Raw genomic sequence first — 19215 nt, forward strand, 5'->3', positions numbered from 1 at the left:
ATCTTAAAGACAAAGGCGGGGGCAACGGCTAGAATGTGACACTCCGTAATACTTTCCCGCCGTTGCGTTAACATAACCTGTGTTAATCTTAACGACGTAACGAACCTGTTTTAGTGACTAATAAGCAGGTTCTGATACAACAGCTCAAACGCAGTGTGTTGTAATACAGTTTTAGCTAAGAGGGCAGCCAAAAATGAGTATAAATGGCGCGTTAGCGAAGAAACTATCGATTTTCCTGCAAAAAGACAAGTTTTCACAGGCGTAATTAAGCGTGATCATCATTCGATATCTGGTACGGGAAACCTTTAAGAGCCAACTGGCCATCCTTTTCATTCTGTTACTGATTTTCTTTTGTCAGAAATTGGTACGGATACTGGGGGCCGCTGTTGATGGTGAAATCCCGACAAATTTGGTTATCTCCCTGTTGGGATTGGGCGTGCCAGAAATGGTGCAGCTCATCATGCCATTAAGTCTGTTTCTTGGCGTATTGATGACGTTTGGCCGCCTCTATGCGGAAAGCGAGATCACCGTCATGCACGCCTGCGGGCTCGGCAAACGCGTGTTGCTGAAAGCCGCGCTGGTCCTGGCGGTGTTCACTGCTATTGTCGCCACCATTAATGTCATGTGGCTCAGCCCGTGGTCGTCCCGGCATCAGGAAGAAGTGCTGGCGGAAGCGAAAGCGAACCCCGGCATGGCGGCATTGGTTGAAGGGCAGTTCCAGTCCGCACAGGGCGGCAACGCGGTGCTGTTTGTCGGCAATGTCAAAGGATCGGAGTTTCAGCACGTCTTTCTGGCACAGCTGCGCCCCAGCGGTAACGCACGGCCTTCTGTCGTTGTGGCCGATCGCGGTCATATCAAGCAAAACGAAGACGGTGCGCAGGTCGTGACGCTGGATAACGGTTCGCGTTATGAAGGCACAGCGCTACTGCGTGATTTTCGTATCACAGATTTCACCAACTATCAGGCCGTGATTGGTCACCAGAGCGTGACGCTAAATAATAGCGACGTGCAGCAAATGGATATGCAGACCTTGTGGCATTCGGATGCGCACGATGCGCGTGCAGAGTTCCACTGGCGGCTGACGTTGATTATTTCTGTGCTGATCATGGCGCTGATGGTGGTGCCACTGAGTGTGGTTAATCCACGTCAGGGTAGGGTGCTAAGTATGCTGCCTGCGATGCTGCTGTATCTGATTTTCTTCCTGCTGCAAAGTTCGCTGCGTTCTAATGCCAGTAAAGGCAAAATCGATCCGATGGTATGGATTTGGCTGACTAACCTGACGTATTTCGGTATCGCTGTGATGCTCAATCTATGGGATACCGTGCCGATGCGCAAAGTGCGTGCGCGCTTTAAGCCTCGTACTCTTAGAACACAAGGAGCGGCCTGATGTTTGGTGTATTAGACCGCTATATCGGCAAAACGATTTTCACCACCATCATGACGACGCTATTCATGCTGGTGTCGCTCTCCGGCATCATCAAGTTTGTCGACCAACTGCGTAAAGTTGGGCAGGGTGAGTATTCGGCGCTGGGCGCTGGGCTGTACACGCTGCTCAGCGTACCCAAAGATATTGAGATCTTCTTCCCTATGGCGGCGCTGCTCGGGGCATTGCTTGGGTTGGGTCAGCTTGCGACCCGCAGCGAGCTGGTGGTGATGCAGGCTTCCGGCTTTACCCGCTTGCAGATTGCGACAGCCGTGATGAAAACCGCGATCCCGCTGGTGTTGCTGACGATGGCGATTGGCGAATGGGTTTCTCCGCAAGGGGAACAGATGGCGCGCAACTACCGCTCTCAGATGATCTCCGGTGGGTCGATGATCTCTACGCAGGGCGGACTGTGGGCAAAAGACGGCAATGACTTTATCTATATCGAACGGGTGACGGGCGATAAAGAGCTGTCTGGCGTCAACATCTACCACTTCGATGATCACAACAAGCTATTATCTGTGCGCTATGCGGCTTCCGCCGAGTTTGAAGATGACAGGAATGTCTGGAAACTCTCGCAGGTTGATGAATCTGATTTGAGCGATGGCAAACAAATTGGTGGCAGCCAGACGTTCAGCGGAGAATGGAAAACCAACCTGACGCCGGATAAGCTGGGCGTGGTGGCGCTTGAGCCGGATGCGTTGTCGATCCGTGGGCTACACAATTACGCCAAATACCTTAAACAAAGCGGACAGGAAGCGAACCGCTACCAGCTGAACATGTGGAGCAAAATCTTTGCACCTATATCAGTGGCGGTGATGATGCTCATGGCGGTCTCTTTCATCTTTGGCCCGCTGCGCAGCGTGTCGGCGGGTTCACGCATTGTGATAGGTATTAGCTTCGGTTTCCTCTTCTATCTGCTGAATGAAATTTTCCGCCCACTCAGCCTGGTCTATGGTATCCCGCCGATCCTAGGCGCTATCTTGCCGAGCTCGGTGTTTCTGTTCATTAGCGTGGCACTGTTGCTCAAACGCCGATAGCACTAACAAGTATGAAAAAGCGCCGAGTGGATTACCCCTCGGCGCTTTTTTATTGGCGGTGACAAAGTGCCCTCGGCAACGTCCATTACCGCACCATATTAAGGCGAAGCGGGTATAACATGTTGCTAAAGATGATTTTTTCAGCACTTAACCGAACACGGAGTGGATTAACGTTGCGCGAGAGCCGTCAAACGGTATAATGCACCCGTTTTCCGCATACTACTTCTGTGCCGAAGTGGCGAAATCGGTAGACGCAGTTGATTCAAAATCAACCGTAGAAATACGTGCCGGTTCGAGTCCGGCCTTCGGCACCAACAGTATGTAAATAGACCTCAACTGAGGTCTTTTTTTATGCCTAAAATCCAGTATTTATCCCTCTTTCCCGCTATATTAACTTTCTCAGGGTCAACCGACTTCAACGTACATCTACCAACAGTTGTTGGTACAGATGATGGTATTTCCGGTTCGATAATGCATATACCAACAGGGAGGGCTTAAACATGGCGCTTACTGATATCAAAGTCAGAACAGCCAAGCCTGCCGACAAGCAATACAAGCTTACCGACGGCAACGGCATGCACCTGCTGATTCATCCCAATGGTTCAAAGTACTGGCGCTTACAGTATCGCTTTGGCGGCAAACAGAAGATGCTGGCGCTGGGTGTTTATCCTGATGTCTCTCTGGCCGATGCAAGAGCACGTCGTGATGACGCGCGTAAGCTACTGGCGAACGGCAGTGACCCTGGTGATAAAAAGAAATCCGATAAGATTGAACAGAGCGAGGCGCTAACCTTTCGAGAAGTAGCCATTGAGTGGCACGCCACCAATAAAAAGTGGTCGGAAGAGCATAGCCGCCGTGTGCTGAAAAGCCTGGAAGATAATCTTTTCTCCGCTATCGGTAAACGAAACATTGCCGAACTCAAAACGCGTGACCTGCTTGCGCCCATCAAGGCAGTGGAACAGTCGGGCCGTCTTGAAGTGGCATCACGACTTCAGCAACGCACAACCGCAATAATGCGCTACGCGGTACAAAGCGGATTAATTGACTACAACCCGGCACAGGAAATGGCGGGTGCTGTGGCGTCCAGCAATCGGCAACATCGACCGGCACTGGAACTAAAGCATACTCCTGAGCTGCTTCAGCGTATAGATAGTTATACAGGCAGGCCGTTAACCCGTCTGGCGGTCGAGTTGACGCTACTGATCTTTATCCGCTCCAGCGAACTGCGCTTTGCCCGTTGGTCGGAAATCGATTTTGAAACATCAATGTGGACCATTCCTCCTGAGCGTGAACCCATCGAAGGGGTGAAACATTCCCATCGTGGTTCTAAGATGCGTACTCCGCATCTGGTGCCACTGTCACGACAGGCGTTGGTTATTCTGAAGCAGATACAGCAATTCAGCGGCAACCATGAACTGATCTTTATTGGCGATCACGATCCGCGTAAACCAATGAGTGAAAACACGGTGAATAAGGCGCTGCGGGTAATGGGGTATGACACCAAGGTTGAAGTCTGCGGCCACGGCTTCAGGACAATGGCCTGTAGCTCGCTTATTGAATCGGGGTTATGGTCGAGGGATGCAGTGGAGCGCCAGATGAGCCATATGGAACGTAACTCGGTACGGGCGGCGTACATCCACAAAGCCGAGCATCTTGATGAGCGCAGGCTAATGCTGCAATGGTGGGCGGATTTTCTCGATGCGAATCGGCAGAAGGCGGTTAGTGCGTTTGATTTTGGGAAGTTGGCGGTGGGTTAGTGTATGAGAATTGACAGGGGGTGACTATTTCGAGCGGCTATATGGCTGTGCCAGATAAAACTTGGCACAGCCATAATGAAATTTCATTTTATTCTGGGTGTGAGTAGTCGGGCGTTCCTATTCTACTAAAATACGTCCCTAGCCTCTCGACTAATGAAGGTAAGAATTCATTAGATAGAGTTGCGATTCTATTTTCTAATATCATATTCTTAAATGTTAAAGTGTTTTCTTCATTTATCATATAGTTAAATTGAGCAAGAAATGGACCCAAAATATTATCATTATTTAATTTTATTTGTGGGATAAAATGCGCCTTAGGGGATTTATCATTATGGTTTATTATTTTTTTTATTTCTCTTTTTGCTTGTTCTTTTCTTCTTCCCGATTCTTCTTCTGATGCGATTATTTGATGATTTTCATCCCAAGTTTCTTTCATGGAAAGTAAGTTTATTAGTTGAAAAGTGTTATTCTGACCTCTAGCCAAGTCACATCTAGGAGTAATAAGTACATAGTATTTAGACTCAATTGATACTATATCTCCAGTATTCAGATTTTCTCTTAATGGCGGTATAAAATAGTACTCTTCAGGATGTGCTGATTCGGATTCGTTTATGAATGATGCATGTAAATGTGTTGCCATGTGGCGCTTAAGGGCACTTCTAGTCAAGTCATCTGTCTCATCATGTTTAAACCAATATTCCCACCTTGGCCAAACAGAACGAGAAAATAATTTTGCCATTTGTCCATTAATTTCATGCTGCATTTTTTGTACAGCCTCAAGCATTTTTTTCTTTGAATCTAACCAGTTAAGAATATTGATAACGACGTCACCTTGGCCTTTTTGAAAAACGTTCACAAATGATCTTTGTTCTTCAGTGAGTTCGACTGTACTAGGTTCCGCGGTACAGATAGCCATAATGGATAGAGTAGAATTACTAACAATTTTAGCAATATTATTACCATGCCTATTTGGTATTTCTCCAGGCCTTGATTTTAATCTAATATCAATAACTACAGCATCAAATCTTTGATTTAATAGCCGGTCTTTAGACTGTTCAAGATCATCAGTATAGGTTGCCGATATTTCATATAAAGGTGATTCACTAATGGCATAAAATTCGAGTTTTTCATGCCACTGATTAATTATAGATTGTTCATCCTCAATGATTAAAATATTTATTTTCATCACTTTTCCTGCTGTGAAATTGGAAATTCGATTGTAAAAATGGTTTGTGGTTCAATGGCACTTAGCTTTAAATCACCTTTGCTGTTACGACATGCCTCTCTAGCGATCGATAAACCTAGTCCATGTCCATCTTGTTTATGACTAACACCTGCATCAAATATTATTTTTCTATCTTCATGGTTAATGGTTGGGCCGTTATTTGAAACGGATAAATACATGTTTTCTTGCTCGGTTTTACAGTGTAATTTTATTTCTCTGTCTTTTATTTCAACTGAGGATAACCAATAAATTGCATTGTCTATAATATTAATCAATGCTGCTTGTAGATCACCAGGATAGCCATATATTCTGATTTTATCGTCTATGTTATATATAATTTCAATATTGCTTTCTATTAATTTTTCACTTAGTAAATTTAAACTCGCATTAATAACTTGATTTAATACGAAAGTTGTAGGTCTTCCTCTTTTACGTCCGGATATAGGGTCTAATGATTTAAACAACGAGCTAAGACCTGATGCTCCAGTTTGAATTGCTTGACCATAAGTTGGATAATATTTTCTTACTAAATCCCCTCGTTGGTTTTTGTCTAATAAGTATTGTGCATTATCAACAATTGACTTTGCCGAGGAAATTATTGGTTCTAAGTATGTTCGCCCATCATGAATTACCTGTCCTACAACTAAACCAAGGGCAGCTCGAGATTCAAGCAATTTCTGGTACTCTTCTATTTCATCAAGTGCCTGTGTTAGAGCTTGTGATTCTTTTTCTACTTTTAACAAAATAGGTTTTCTTTCTTCAGGAGAAAGAGCTTGTAGGGCTTTGCTTATTGAAGCTAAACTTGCGATCTCTCGCGCTTTTCTAATGCTAGGTTTTGCTTTCCTACTTATTCCAGCTCGCTCTCTATAATCCTGCCTTTTGGGCTCAATCTGAAGGAATAGTCCTTCAATTAGTCTGATCATCCGAGAATACGAACCATTGGTTTCTAATCCTTCCCGGCTACTTCTTTCAATTAAATTTGATTCGTTTTCAGAGCTAATATTAATAGAGCCAGAAACTTGGGCGTGGCCTATTTTCTTCGATGGGTCCTGCACTCTCCGTTTCTCAAGTTTTAGCCAATCATGATCTGGTTCACCATAGGGCCTAACTCTAAAACCGGAGCGGTATATCGCAATACCTGTTCCTTCATTAATAATTTTTCTTGCTTCTCTTAAACCAAATTTTGAGAAATCCAAACCCATTCTTTTAAATAAGCTTTCTACAGAATCCTTCTCTAAATCATAAATTTTAATATCAATATCTATTGGACCACAACTAACTTCTCCAGAAGAATATAGTGGTGCTGCTATTTTTATATTTTTGGGTGTGTTGTCACCTCTTACTATATTAAATGTCCCTTCAAAATTACCGTCTTTATCGAATGTACCATGGAGATGATAATCTGATTCATCATTAAGATTATAAGGAATAATGATGCTATGGTCTACGGTTTGGCTGTTATCAGAATTACTGTAAACTTCAATGCTTTTGTTGTATTTCTTTAATATTTCAAAGCCATTAATATTGTATGGCGCATCTAGATCCTCGTTATATGCTGAAAGATCTAATGAGATTTCGAATTTATCACCTGTGCGATTTTGTATTGCAAGCCTACGTAATTCCTTGATAAGATTAGATAGCTTGGTTTCATCCCATATTGTCGATAGTTCAGATATCTCGATTTCAACACCAGTAGCAGAATTTTGCTCAACGATATTGGATATAATATCTATATCGATATCTTCCAAATATTTTTCTTGTTCAAAAATACTCCAATCCAAGTTGAGTATATTGACTTGAAATTTATCAACCAGTTTCGCAATACTAGTTAATTTTAATTTTTTACCTATACTAGCCGAAGCAAAACGACCGACACCTTTAGCCCCAAGTACTGTTCTCTGTCCAGAACGTGACTTGTTTTGATTTAATTTTGAATCTGTTGCTGGTTCGAGCCAGTTATTAATTAAATTATCGTAGGTCATACCATGACCTACATCTGTTATAATAATTCTTCCGTTAAATTTACTTGATGGAGGAACTATCTTAATTGACACTGACGGGGAGTCTGCATCATAAGCGTTTTTAACAAGCTCTATGATGGCAGCTTCAGGTCCACTTATCAGTTTGTCACCGATCGTCCTGATAAGCCTCGCCCTTGGTTTTAATTTGGCCATTTTTATCCTTGTAATATTATCCTTTGTTTTAAGAAATTTTATTTCAAATCAATATGTTAAATATATTCAGAAAAAACCCACATACCCGTAGTGAAAGATTAGTATAAATTTTAAAGTCTTTATAGCTATATATTCAGAATACTTAAAATTTTATTGTCTTAGCGGAATTAAATTGTTTATTGTAATTATTTGATTTTATTGTATTTATATTATATTGCTAGCATTTGTTGCTGATTTTTTACAAAATAGTCAAGAGAAATGCTATTTACAGATTGTCGGGGCCGATTCCTACTTTCAATAAGTTAACAGCGCGCGACAATCTTAACCTTACTCTAAAATTTCAGTTACAATTTCTGCAATTTGATTAGCTAAAAAAGGTGGAACAGCATTCCCAACCTGATGATATTGCTGAGTTCTTCCACCTTGGAAGAAGTAGTTATCTGGAAACGTCTGTAGCCTTGCAGCTTCTCTGACTGTTAAGCTTCTGCATTGCAGTGGATCATAATGGATAAAATAGTGACCGTCCTTGGATATGTGACTTGTAATTGTAGTTGCCGGGCTCTCTGCGATCTGTACTCGAAATCGATCCGAAAACTTTCCTGTTTCCCAATTTTTATGTGCAGGAGCTAATCCTGGAAGGTTAAATTCTTTATGGCCTTTTGGTGATCGTTTATGGATCTTGGCAAAAACAGCCGCATAGCCATAGCGAGCCAGATCATCAATGCGATGTCCGCGCGTTTCATGGTTTAGCCATACCTTTAATCGAGAATCCAATAACCATTTATCAAGATATGCATGCCCTGTGTTACCAGTAAAATGGCTTTTGGGTAGCCTAGTGCAACCAATATCAGTTACAGCTCCAATATCTTTAGAAGTTTGTTTTAAACAGTTAACCAATTTTTTTTCATGCCCTGAATACTTAGATGCAGATATGGAAAGTAGACGAAGCTGCCCGCTAACTTGATTTTTCCACTGCTCGTCAGAATCCTTTTGTTTGCTTAAAAGGCTTCTCAACGGAGGAAGATTTCCAATAACCTCATTTAAATGGACTGTTTTTTTGTATTCTAACTTAGGCAGATTTTTTTTATAACGATCTTCGCGTACGCCTAATAAAATAACGCGATGCCGAGCTTGAGGAATACCATACTTTTCAGCATGGATAATGTACTTTGTGGCATCAAGAGACTCCGGATCGTCTCCATCACAAAACTCTTGTTCATTTACCAATGAAACAATTCGATAGCGCTGTCCTGCTTTGGGGATCCCCAAGGCTTCGTTCGGGTTGGATAGATCTTTTAAGATTTGATTGAAAATTTTCTCTCCATTGATCTTGGAAGATAAAATTCCTTTAACGTTTTCCATAACAAAAATATCAGGCTGATAGTTTTGAATAATCCGTAAGTATTCACGATAGAGAAAGTGACGATTATCCTTTTCTGGCTTGTAATCTGCGTTTCCTTTATTCCGTGCTCTACCAACCAGAGAGTATGCTTGGCACGGTGGCCCCCCAATTAAAACCCAAGGTTGAAGAACGGAGCGTTTTGTAAGCATTTTTTGGATCGCAACATCAAGAGCAGAATTACCATCTGTGGAGCCAATCTCAACACATATGGCCTCTTTACCAGCCAATTCCCAAAGATCTTCTGTCTCTTTACTAAATGGTTGTTCAGACTCACCATTGCAGAAACGATAGTAATCTTTGAGATAGTCAGGCTTGTTATTGTTTAATAAACGATAAAATGCTCTGAGGCGTAGTGTTTGATGGGCTATAGGATCTTTTTCGGCAGAAACAGCAATCTGAAATATCTTGCCATTTTTCAACGATGAAAATCCTTCCCCCAGCCCACCGGGGCCGGCAAAAAGGTCTACTATAGGGATCGGTAACAAAGTGGTACTCATTTTCTATATCAGAGAATCTTGTTGCCTGCCAGGATACCAGGAAGCGAGATAGACGGGAAGGAAAAATCGTGGATATTGTTGATAGGAGAACTCGTTCCCGCATGATGTCAGGGATAAAAGGAAAAGATACACAACCGGAATTGTTTATCCGTAAGTATCTTCATGCCCATGGTTTTAGATTTAGGCTGCATGTCAACAGCTTACCAGGCAAGCCTGATATCGTGTTACCTAAGCATAAACTGTGTATTTTTGTCCATGGATGTTTCTGGCACCGTCACGATGGTTGTAGATATGCGACTACCCCCAAAACTCGCCCTGGATTTTGGATAAGAAAACTTGTAGCAAACAAACAACGAGATATCCAAGTAAAAATGCTATTGCGGGATGCAGGTTGGCGTGTATTCGAACTATGGGAGTGTGGCTTCAGAAGCGGTAGTGAATCTCTTGACTGGTTGCCAGATTATATTTTTGGGGAAATTGCCACTCTCAGTTGGCCTGATTATATATGCGGCGGTGATAAATAAAGATTTGCTAACACAGCCTAAGATTGAGCGCTTTCCATTATTTTATTGTCTAATTTTCAACAGAATGTTCTCAACATAAAGGTTTTTTTCGTCAAGACATCAACATATGACAACAATCGGTTATTGCAGTGGCTTGGCAAGCTTGGGTGCTTTCTCGGCAGTATTAGTTTGTAATATGTACAGTTATGAAAACTACTTATTATACAATGTGTTAAAGATTTCACACTCTAAAAACCTGCCGCCGATGCCATTCCACAAACTGCTCAAGCGGGTAATACTCCCGTTTTTTAGGCAGAAACAGCGGCTTTCCCTCAAAATCCCAGAACAGCCTTTCGACGATCTTGCTGCCATTCACGTCTTCTGAAACCATCAATTTCATGCCGTTATCAATACCGATAACGCCAATATCAAATGCAGAATGATGCACCGAGCATAAGGCAAGCCCATTGGTCACGGTGCAAGGGCCACCGTATTGCTTCCATTTGATGTGTGCCGCTTCGAGGCCGACAGGCGTTGTATCGTGGCGTAAATCATAGCCACAGACTGCACAGCGATATTGATATGCACGTAGTACCGTTTGACGGAAGTGAGGATCGCGAGACTTGCGTACATCATCTAGCGACAGGTCCAGACGGTTGGCAATGACTTCCTGAACACTTTCAGGAAAATGCTCGCTTAAAATTTGTTGAGCCAGTTTATCGATAAGTTGCGGCTGCTTGCATAATAGCTGATAGCTGGCGTCATCAAATCCTCCCATGACATCGTGTTGAATCAGCTCACGATTTGGTGGCTCTTTACTCCCTTTCTGTGGTGAACAATGCTCGTCATTCTGCAACTGCCAAAAACCATCGCCCTTCAGTCGCCAGAATGGCATTTCAGGGTAATGAGCGCGCCGCTGCGGCCCAAAGCTGTTCAAAAGTGCCAATAGAGAAGGGCGGATTTCGTCGCCATAGTGAAACAAGCGCGGGTGTCCTTGCTGATAGGCCGATAGGACATAAAGCAGCAACAATGGCTTATGAGGCGCACGTTGATCACCTTTACGCCATATAGACATATTGGAAATTGCAGTTTGAAGTTCCTGAACAGATGGCATACGCAACACGGAATGAAAAGGGATATATCGCGATAATGCTCGCAAAATCAGTAGGTTTCAAGAGGTATAGCGGATGGTTCTATTCGATTGATACGGATTTCTTAAGTTCGATTGGGATTATCACACCATGAATATCGGAGCTGTTATCAGCGCTATTCAGTCACCATTGTCTTATGACGGTTGACGTGAAACATCAATACGCTGCTGCACCCAAGCTTCTACTTCGCTTTTCAGCCAGCGTGAGCTACGTCCGAGCTTAATCGGTTTTGGGAATGCACCTTCCTGAATCAGTTTGTAAAACCACTTATCAGTAAGCTGTGTAAATTTCGTGATAAACGCCATGTCGACAAATTGATCGTTCAACAGGGGTGTAGTGTTACTCATGGCAAATCTCCTTTAAGTCAGTAAGTTAAAGGAGGAATGGCTGATTATTGATGTAAAATGCAGCCCTCCTCAGTGGATGGAAGGCTGCGTAAAAAACTAAATATCAGGTGTGCTAACCCATTGGCTACGTTTTCGTTGATAGCCAGTGTGATAATTAAGGTGCGGATTGTTTCTATGAATCGCTAGCAGTAGGCTGTGCAACCCATTGTGCGTACTTTCCTGCTGTACTGTTTGTCCCGATTTTTCGCCATATACTCGATACGGCTCCATATAGCGCTAAAGTCTGTGCTCTTGTTCAAACTCCCCCAATACAGGTAATAGCAAGGGCTTTCTGGGAATGTGACAAGTGTGCGGTGTTTCTCTGCATCCAGATTCAATGCGCCGCACCATGCCTGAATGATCATATCCGCCAAATTGCCTCTTTGTGTGTAATCACCGAGCGTATAGAACACATCTTTATTGAACATGAGCAGTACATGATAATGAAATTTCGTACCACATTGGTTATGTTCCCGGACCCAGATGTAGTGCATATCTGACTGATGAGTTTGCTTACCGGGATTCTTCTTTACCTGTCGTCTATACCGGGCTCTGAGACGAGATTTTAAGGCGGGGGTAAAGGAACCAATCGCCCTATTACCTTCTGCACAGTAATCATCAGGGAAATGCAGATCGACGCGAACAGCCAACGTTCTGGGATGAGTTCTCATCGCATTCATTAATGTACTTCTGAATTTACATAGATAGTAATAATTATATTTTCCAAGGGAAGGTTTTTTCATGATATTGCTTTAGTCGAGGTTGATTTCAGACAATACACATCCCTTTTAAAAATAAAATCTCGTGGTTAGTGGTAATGGTCAACACTCGTTGTCCTGTTACCAATGACTGCTGTACACCCTGATTCCAAGGTTATCCTCCCATATGATTCAAGTACCAGCATAAGATATGCATGCACGATGTCTTACTTGTCATTAATGATGATTGAAATAGGATCTAATGCTTATCATCATAGTGTTATGTGTATTAACCCTTTCTTTAATAGATATTATCCAATCCGATAGACTTTCCTGATTCTCAAAATCGAAGAAGCGCGGTGTTACCTGGCTTCTGTACCCGATTTTTGTCTTTTGACGGCGAATTTTTACTCTGGAGTTATCTCTTCTTGCTCTCCCATAAAAGGGGCACATCTCTTTGCCAGTCATGGTTTTGTGCATCGGGTTCCAGATGTTGTGAATGATCGTTTTTTTGCCTAGCCATAAAGCTATTTTTTCGTCTGAAGCATTAGTGAGAGCAGCATTTCTGTGATTACAACTGATGGTCTGTGGCGTAATTTTTTACGGAACCGCTTACTGAGAAAGGATCTGTGGGGAAAAGGTGATTTTCCTTGGGTATCTTTTATCATCAGCCTTCCACGGCATAAAAATTTATAAATTATTGTATATGTTTGTTTTGTTTGAAAGTGAGTCACTTTTTAGTGACCTACTTTTTGTTTGATAGATGCAATAAAGTGACTTACCATGACGAAGTATCCAGCGGTTAAAGGTCAATCGAACATGGCAAGCAAGCATAAAGTTACAACCTACTTTTCCAATACGACAACCTATGACTGGGTGACAAATGCAGCAGCCGAACAGGGGGTGACAAAGTCGGGATATCTCGAAGGATTAATCAGGCAGGAGATGGAACGCAATCAGGAAAAAACGATAATAAAACCTAGGGTAATGATTTACGAACCCTATAGGGTTCAAGAACGGCACTTGGTTTTATCGAGCCAGTGCAATATTAATATTATCCCTTTTACTTCTATAAAAGAAAACGAGAAATACTATAATAACGAGTTAAATAGCAATATAGATACAGATGTATATAATGATTTTAATTATGATGTAGTTAATGGAAATATGCCATTTCCGAGCGTTGATCATTTTGTTCTTTTACTAAAAACCGAGCTTGAAGGGCGAGTTTTTATACGCGAAGGGAATTTGTTGAATATAATATATAATGTGAATTACCAACCAATAGTTATTACTGAAAACTTATGGAGAAAATATGATGGATATTATGATTTTTTCAATGTTCGTTATTTGAGATAGACCGATCTCATCAGCAGACATTGGCAAAGAACCATTTCTAATAAATATGCTGGAGTTGTCCCAATTGATGATAGGAAGATATTCGGTAAAGATAAAGGTGGTTTTTTCATCCCTGTATTAAGAAATCCTCACACTTGGCAGGAAATAGTAAACAATAAAGAAAATCAAGGAGGTGTATTTCCAAGCGGAAATGTTGTTAGAGGTGTCACGACTGCATTCAATCAGGAGAGATTTAATTTAAAAGGCCGTGAATTATTCAGAGAACCTTATAAATCATCCTAATTGCAGTTGAATTATTTTTTAGAAATACATTATTCCTGTGATATTCGACAATGTGATTATTACAGGATATAAAATGAAACAGGTATCTCAGACACACGTATTATTTACACCAGTATTATCATCGTTACCCGATGGTATCGCTAACCGTATTTGCTATCAGCTTGATAAGGCGATTCATTATGCTCCCGTTATTGGTTTGATGGGAAAAAGTGGCGCTGGCAAATCCAGCCTGTGTAATACGCTTTTCAGTCCACCTCCCGCCAGAGTGGATGCCGTCAACGGGTGTACCCGGTGTATTCAACGCTATCAGGTAAGTTACAAGTCGCATACCCTTAGCCTTATTGATTTTCCTGGTGTGGGTGAAACGCCAGGGCTCGACAAGATCTACTCTCGTCTTTATCAGGAATGGGCTGAGAAGTTGGATTTGATTATCTGGGTACTGAAAGCAGATGAACGCGCCTGGAATGAGGATATCCAATGTTACAGAAAACTCCTTCAGGCCGGTGCTGATCCAGCCAGATTTCTTTTTGTTCTCAGCCAGGCGGACAAAATTGAACCTTGTCGCGAGTGGAAGAATAACCGCCCTTCTGAGCGTCAGTATAAAAATCTGATGCTCAAGACAGAACGAGTGGAATCAACCTTTAAACCTGTACACCCTGTTGTAGCTGTCTCTGCTTCGGAAGGGTACAACCTGCACCAGTGGGTGGAAACATTCATCATGGCATTACCAGCCAGAGCCAGTGGTGCCGTTGTTGGCCGATTGGGAACCGTGTATAGAACAGAAAAAGTGATTGGCAGTGCTCGTGAGCGTTTTGCCGATGCGGTTGGAGACATATTTGATGAGACAATCGGCAACATACTCACTTCCCAGGCTTTTTCAACAGTTCTGCTAACAGTAAGAGAACGTCTGATTTCACTGGCTAAATCACTTTGGCATATCTTCTTTTAATTCCTTTTCTGTTGGTGGCGTTATCACTTTCGTGATGATCTGTTTTAACGATCGAACATTGATTTATAATAGCTTTTGACAATCAATAGATTGGTATTGATCGTTTTTATGATAGATAATGACGATCGATTCATACGTATCGATCTGAATTAACGATTATCTCTCCTTTCGCTATCCCTATACGATCTTTCACCAGCCAGCTAAAGCTATTCCTTCTGTCACTCAATCTAATTAACTGGTTAATAAGGATTATTTTCCTATTTCATTCATTTTTTCACTTTCAAAGGGTCACTTCACTATGTTTAAACCGTATCCGCTTTCCAAATATGATAGTCACGCCTGGTCTATGGCTATCGGGCTTCCCGTCATCTGGGGTGTTTCTGTGATTTTTCTGCCACAACAAGTAGCCCTAACGCTCTATACCGTCTTCTCTCTGGTTTGGGTATTACTGGATCGTCTGCAACTGATGAAACAGGAAAAAGAGGCACCGGCAGTCTGGTGGTTTGTATTGCCAATGGTCTATCTACGCCAGCGTGATGAAAGGCAAGGAAAACCGTGGCGTTTATTGCAGGTATGGCTGCTTTGTACTGTCCTCTCAGTGTTGATTGGTAACCATTTTAAAAGTCAGTCAGGGACAGATCGTCTGGCGCAAAGTGCCTGCCCTGTTGTTACAAAAATTATGAAACGTCAGGGAATTGAAGAGCATTGCATTCGTGTTACTGATGTAAAAGAAGAAGTTAAAGGGCGCTTTTATCAGGCCTATGCATTGATGAATTCCGGTTTTAAACAACCGTTAACGATTGAGATACGAGCAGATAACGCCATCTATGTCACGCTCGCAGATGAAAAATAACAACAGGGCATCATAAGGGACTATTTATATGAAAAATATAATGATAACCACGCTATTGGCTATATCGCTATGGAGTTCTCAGTTGCATGCCGCTGCTTATGATCCCAAGCCAATTAGCTATAAGAATACTATTGTTGACACCGTTGATGTTAGACACAACCAAATAGCGGCAGGTGTTGATGATTTTATCATTATCGGTAAAAAGGGACGCAACACGGAGAAATTCGTTCTGACGTGTTATGCCAAAGACAATCAGCTAAATATCCGGTACTACCTGAAAGGTATTTACGGTGACAATGTCGAAGGCGCAACAGGAATGACCGTGCAGTATTATCCTGATGGTATTCATCAAATGAATAACAATGCTGACCATGCTAAAACACTCATGGATAGTCTGCATTCGGCTAATCTGGCAAAAGCGATTTCCAATATGCTGGATTATCGAACAGGCTCATTTGTTTTTCATTTCTATTATAACGATGGCACCTTTGATCATAACCCGATGGGATGGAGTTATCAGTATCCTGCGACCTTGCTTGCCAAAAAGCTGGGACAAGCTCTGATTGATGCCAATGCAAGGCACTGCGATATCAAACGCGGATACAGTTCGCTTTCTGCGCTTACTGCCCCCTAACGGTGTGTTTGTTTATCTGCTCTGAAGATGACTGGCCCATAGGGTATCTGATGGGCCAACTCACGTGCTTTCCCTTGCGCCATAACAGCCACAGGTGGCGATGAGTCCGCCAAGGGATATCAATACTGAAAAGAATAGGGCGGCCACTCTGACCTGTTCTTTTTCTATTCATTTCCTCTCTTTCTATTCAATTACAAGGGATCACCATGTCATGTAATTCATTGGCAGGCAGCGTTGCGTCCAGAGAGCAGCGCATTATCCAGATGGCGCTGTGCCTGCTGGAAAAACGCGTGCGTAAAAATGCGCGACAGTTCAAAACCTCGGAGGACACCAAAAGTTGGTTACTGCTAGAGCTCAGCAGCCTGGAGCGCGAAGTCTTCATGGTGCTGTATCTGGATAACCAACACCGCCTGATAGAAAAGGAAGTTATCGCGCTGGGCGGTATCAACAGCACCGAAGTGCATCCGCGTGAAATCCTCAAAGCCTCACTACGTCATAATGCCGCTGCCGTGATACTGGCACACAATCATCCTTCCGGCTGTGCCGAGCCCAGTCAGGCTGACCGCCATATCACCGACAAGCTGAAGGAATCACTGTCACAACTCGACGTCAGAGTCCTCGATCATCTGGTTGTCGGCGGCGCTGAGGTAGTGTCGTTCGCTGAACGCGGCTGGCTGTGATGACCGCATTTACTACCGCGCTTTTATAAGGAAACCATTATGCCATCATCGGATACCCCGGAATGGGGATTAAAATGTACCATCACTCCGCGATTCGGAGCCAGACTGGTGCAGGAAGATAACCGTCTGCATTATCTGGCAGACCGGGCCAGCGTTGTCGGTACGTTCAGCAAAACAGAAGCCCGAAGTCTGGAACGTTGCTTCCCTGAGCTGATTAAGCTGTTGGAACAGAAGCTACGCACGGGTGAACTGAATCCCCGCCAGCAGGGCTGCATCATTCTGCATTGCAACGAATGGACCTGTGAAGCCGATACGCTGGGCAGTGTTGGCTACGTGTATATTGTTATTTATCCCTCTTCTGCGGCAGCAGAATAACCCGTTGCTTCTCTCCCCATTCTGAATATTTCCCTGATTTTATCGAGTTAACCTGTAGAGAGTATTCCCATGCAAACATCACCTGCAATCCCGCCACGGGAGGATAACCCCTGTGCGTCGCCTATAGCCGTCTGGCAGCAGCTTCTGACCTACCTGCTGGAAAAGCACTACGGCCTCACGCTGAACGATACGCCGTTCTGTGAGGAAAATGTGATTCAGGATCATATCGATGCTGGCGTCACGTTGCTCAATGCCGTCAATTTTCTGGTGGAAAAATACGAACTGGTGCGTATCGACCGCAACGGCTTTAACTGGCAGGAGCAATCGCCATTTCTCACTGCTGTTGATGTTCTCCGTGCCAGACGCGCTACCGGCTTGCTCAAAGCATAAAGATTGCGAGCCTCTTTCCAGTAATACCACACCAAACCTATTTATCTCTCTCCCCAATGCATAATGCGCCAGCCCTCACCGGCTGGCGCATTTGCTTTTATGTATGGATCACAAACTATGCAAACTGAACCCGAGGTTTTAACCGAACACACCGAGCTGATTTGCTCGACCAATATCGAACGCATCGTTACCGGGCGTGATACCGCGCTGCAACAGATAGAACAACTCCTTAGTCAGCTACAGTCGATCTCAACGCTAACGGCTACTATCGGTGGCGGCACCGCCGAAGACTGGGCATTAAAGCAAGGGTATCGCCACGATTGCTGGCTGACAGAAACGCCTGCTAAAGCGATGCCAGCTATCACCCGCACGCTGGATCGCAATATCTGGCGCGACCTGATGCTGAAATCTGGCATGTTATCGCTGATGGATGCTGAAGCCCGCAGCCAGTGGAACAAGAATCTGGAAGAGGGTGAGCTACCGGCCATCAGCGAAACCAATATTCTCAGCACGTTTGAACAACTTCATCAGAGCAAGCGGGAGGTATTCGAGCGTGGGGTGATCAATGTGTTTAAAGGGTTATCATGGGATTACAAAACCAATCACCCTTGTTACTTCGGCAAGAGAATCATTATCAACAATCTGGTGACCTACAACCGTTGGGGCTTTGGTCTGAACTGGGGCTGGCGACGCGATCAACTGGCCGATCTGGAACGTATGCTGTACTTGTTGGATGGTAAACCTATTCCTGACAACCGAGGCGATCTCACCATCCATCTGATGGACCATATCCGTGATAATCCCCGTCAGCAGGAATACGAAGATGAGTATTTTAGCGTCCGTTACTTTCAGAAAGGCACTGGGTATCTGACCTTTAAACGCCCCGACTTGATCGAGCAGATGAACGACATTATTGCCAAACATTATCCGGGGATGTTGGCGGCGAGGTGAGCGCATGCCGTAGCAGGGATGCTGATATGGTACTTGTCATAGGTAGTGACGCTAACAAAATCATGCTATTTTAATAAGTGTTATTAACTTTTATTAAAAGGTGGCGTTCATGGGACAACCAGCGAAACAGACGATCAGTGCTCAGATACCCGCCGAGCTTGCTGCTGCGGTTGAAAGCCTGGCTATTGAACTGGATAGATCCAAAAGTTGGGTGATAAAAGAAGCGCTGACCGCAATGATTGAAGCCAGAGAACAACGTCATCAGACGATCCAGAAAGGACTTGCTGATGTTGAAGAAGGACGTGTCGTTAGACATTCAGATATGCTTAATAGTATTGATAAATCAAAATGATTTTTTGAGGTTAATATATTAATTATAAATTGTTTTTTTTGTTATTCCCCATTCGGAGATACACACGTAAAGCTCATTTTTTTTGAGTTAATGGCAAAGTTAAATGTCGTATTTTTGCTATTAGAATTGTCGTA

At 43.3% G+C, this 19215-nt stretch carries 19 protein-coding genes and 1 tRNA gene; 14 read left to right on the forward strand and 6 right to left on the reverse strand.

Annotated elements, in window-relative coordinates:
• Positions 1 to 271 precede the first annotated feature (271 nt).
• From lptF to KKH3_RS00825, 4 genes are all read left to right on the forward strand, one after another.
• Positions 272 to 1387, forward strand: coding sequence for an LPS export ABC transporter permease LptF (gene lptF / locus KKH3_RS00810; protein WP_039354854.1), 1116 nt, complete (start codon positions 272 to 274; stop codon positions 1385 to 1387).
• A complete protein-coding gene (gene lptG, locus KKH3_RS00815; RefSeq protein ID WP_039354857.1) occupies positions 1387 to 2463 on the forward strand; it encodes an LPS export ABC transporter permease LptG in 1077 nt (358 codons plus the stop codon). The genes lptF and lptG overlap by 1 nt, the downstream gene beginning before the upstream one ends.
• 229 nt (positions 2464 to 2692) lie before the next feature.
• Positions 2693 to 2777: transfer RNA gene (locus KKH3_RS00820), tRNA-Leu, on the forward strand.
• A gap of 186 nt (positions 2778 to 2963) precedes the next feature.
• Positions 2964 to 4220, forward strand: a complete 1257-nt coding sequence (locus KKH3_RS00825) for a tyrosine-type recombinase/integrase (RefSeq protein ID WP_039354861.1) — start codon at positions 2964 to 2966, stop codon at positions 4218 to 4220.
• Between the two features lie 88 nt (positions 4221 to 4308).
• On the opposite strand, the gene KKH3_RS00830 is transcribed toward KKH3_RS00825, so the two are convergent.
• The 3 genes from KKH3_RS00830 to KKH3_RS00840 form a co-directional block, all read right to left on the reverse strand.
• Positions 4309 to 5406 (reverse strand): response regulator, encoded by a 1098-nt coding sequence (locus tag KKH3_RS00830; RefSeq protein ID WP_039354863.1) that lies wholly within the window; start codon positions 5404 to 5406, stop codon positions 4309 to 4311.
• Positions 5406 to 7619 (reverse strand): sensor histidine kinase, encoded by a 2214-nt coding sequence (locus tag KKH3_RS00835; protein ID WP_039354866.1) that lies wholly within the window; start codon positions 7617 to 7619, stop codon positions 5406 to 5408. Before KKH3_RS00835 ends, KKH3_RS00830 begins: the two co-directional genes overlap by 1 nt.
• 327 nt (positions 7620 to 7946) lie before the next feature.
• On the reverse strand, positions 7947 to 9518 hold the full coding sequence (locus tag KKH3_RS00840; protein WP_039354869.1) for a DNA cytosine methyltransferase: 1572 nt from the start codon (positions 9516 to 9518) through the stop codon (positions 7947 to 7949).
• Between the two features lie 68 nt (positions 9519 to 9586).
• On the opposite strand from KKH3_RS00840, the gene KKH3_RS21410 reads away from it, so the two are divergent.
• Positions 9587 to 10042 carry a very short patch repair endonuclease gene (locus KKH3_RS21410; protein WP_072034487.1) on the forward strand — a complete coding sequence of 152 codons (456 nt, stop codon included), beginning with the start codon at positions 9587 to 9589 and terminating at the stop codon, positions 10040 to 10042.
• A 220-nt stretch (positions 10043 to 10262) separates the two neighbouring features.
• On the opposite strand, the gene KKH3_RS00845 is transcribed toward KKH3_RS21410, so the two are convergent.
• The 3 genes from KKH3_RS00845 to KKH3_RS00855 form a co-directional block, all read right to left on the reverse strand.
• Positions 10263 to 11135, reverse strand: a complete 873-nt coding sequence (locus KKH3_RS00845) for a phosphorothioated DNA-binding restriction endonuclease (RefSeq protein ID WP_039354873.1) — start codon at positions 11133 to 11135, stop codon at positions 10263 to 10265.
• A 171-nt stretch (positions 11136 to 11306) separates the two neighbouring features.
• Positions 11307 to 11519 (reverse strand): helix-turn-helix transcriptional regulator, encoded by a 213-nt coding sequence (locus KKH3_RS00850; RefSeq protein WP_039354876.1) that lies wholly within the window; start codon positions 11517 to 11519, stop codon positions 11307 to 11309.
• A gap of 182 nt (positions 11520 to 11701) precedes the next feature.
• Positions 11702 to 12301 (reverse strand): inovirus Gp2 family protein, encoded by a 600-nt coding sequence (locus tag KKH3_RS00855; protein ID WP_039354878.1) that lies wholly within the window; start codon positions 12299 to 12301, stop codon positions 11702 to 11704.
• Between the two features lie 738 nt (positions 12302 to 13039).
• Here KKH3_RS00855 and KKH3_RS00860 point away from each other — a divergent pair.
• The 9 genes from KKH3_RS00860 to KKH3_RS00900 all read left to right on the forward strand — a co-directional run bounded on the left by KKH3_RS00860 (position 13040) and on the right by KKH3_RS00900 (position 19081).
• A complete protein-coding gene (locus KKH3_RS00860) occupies positions 13040 to 13615 on the forward strand; it encodes a hypothetical protein (protein WP_077022184.1) in 576 nt (191 codons plus the stop codon).
• A gap of 355 nt (positions 13616 to 13970) precedes the next feature.
• Complete coding sequence (locus KKH3_RS00865) at positions 13971 to 14846, forward strand: GTPase family protein (RefSeq protein WP_080756512.1); 876 nt, start codon at positions 13971 to 13973, stop codon at positions 14844 to 14846.
• Positions 14847 to 15144: 298 nt separating this feature from the next.
• Entirely contained in the window at positions 15145 to 15699 is a 555-nt protein-coding gene (locus KKH3_RS00870) for a hypothetical protein (RefSeq protein ID WP_039354882.1), read from the forward strand.
• A gap of 28 nt (positions 15700 to 15727) precedes the next feature.
• Positions 15728 to 16333, forward strand: a complete 606-nt coding sequence (locus KKH3_RS00875; protein ID WP_039354885.1) for a hypothetical protein — start codon at positions 15728 to 15730, stop codon at positions 16331 to 16333.
• 206 nt (positions 16334 to 16539) lie between these two features.
• On the forward strand, positions 16540 to 17013 hold the full coding sequence (gene radC, locus KKH3_RS00880) for a RadC family protein (protein WP_039354888.1): 474 nt from the start codon (positions 16540 to 16542) through the stop codon (positions 17011 to 17013).
• Between the two features lie 39 nt (positions 17014 to 17052).
• Positions 17053 to 17388 carry a type IV toxin-antitoxin system YeeU family antitoxin gene (locus KKH3_RS00885; RefSeq protein WP_039354891.1) on the forward strand — a complete coding sequence of 112 codons (336 nt, stop codon included), beginning with the start codon at positions 17053 to 17055 and terminating at the stop codon, positions 17386 to 17388.
• A 69-nt stretch (positions 17389 to 17457) separates the two neighbouring features.
• The gene (locus KKH3_RS00890) at positions 17458 to 17778 is read left to right on the forward strand and encodes a TA system toxin CbtA family protein (RefSeq protein WP_039354894.1); all 321 of its coding nucleotides are present in this window, start codon (positions 17458 to 17460) and stop codon (positions 17776 to 17778) included.
• Positions 17779 to 17895: 117 nt separating this feature from the next.
• Positions 17896 to 18729 carry a DUF4942 domain-containing protein gene (locus KKH3_RS00895; RefSeq protein ID WP_039354897.1) on the forward strand — a complete coding sequence of 278 codons (834 nt, stop codon included), beginning with the start codon at positions 17896 to 17898 and terminating at the stop codon, positions 18727 to 18729.
• A gap of 109 nt (positions 18730 to 18838) precedes the next feature.
• Positions 18839 to 19081: a CopG family ribbon-helix-helix protein gene (locus KKH3_RS00900; protein ID WP_039354900.1), complete on the forward strand. Its 243-nt coding sequence runs from the start codon at positions 18839 to 18841 to the stop codon at positions 19079 to 19081.
• Positions 19082 to 19215 lie beyond the last annotated feature (134 nt).

This window comes from Pectobacterium actinidiae, assembly GCF_000803315.1.
GTDB classification, from domain to species: Bacteria; Pseudomonadota; Gammaproteobacteria; order Enterobacterales; family Enterobacteriaceae; genus Pectobacterium; species Pectobacterium actinidiae.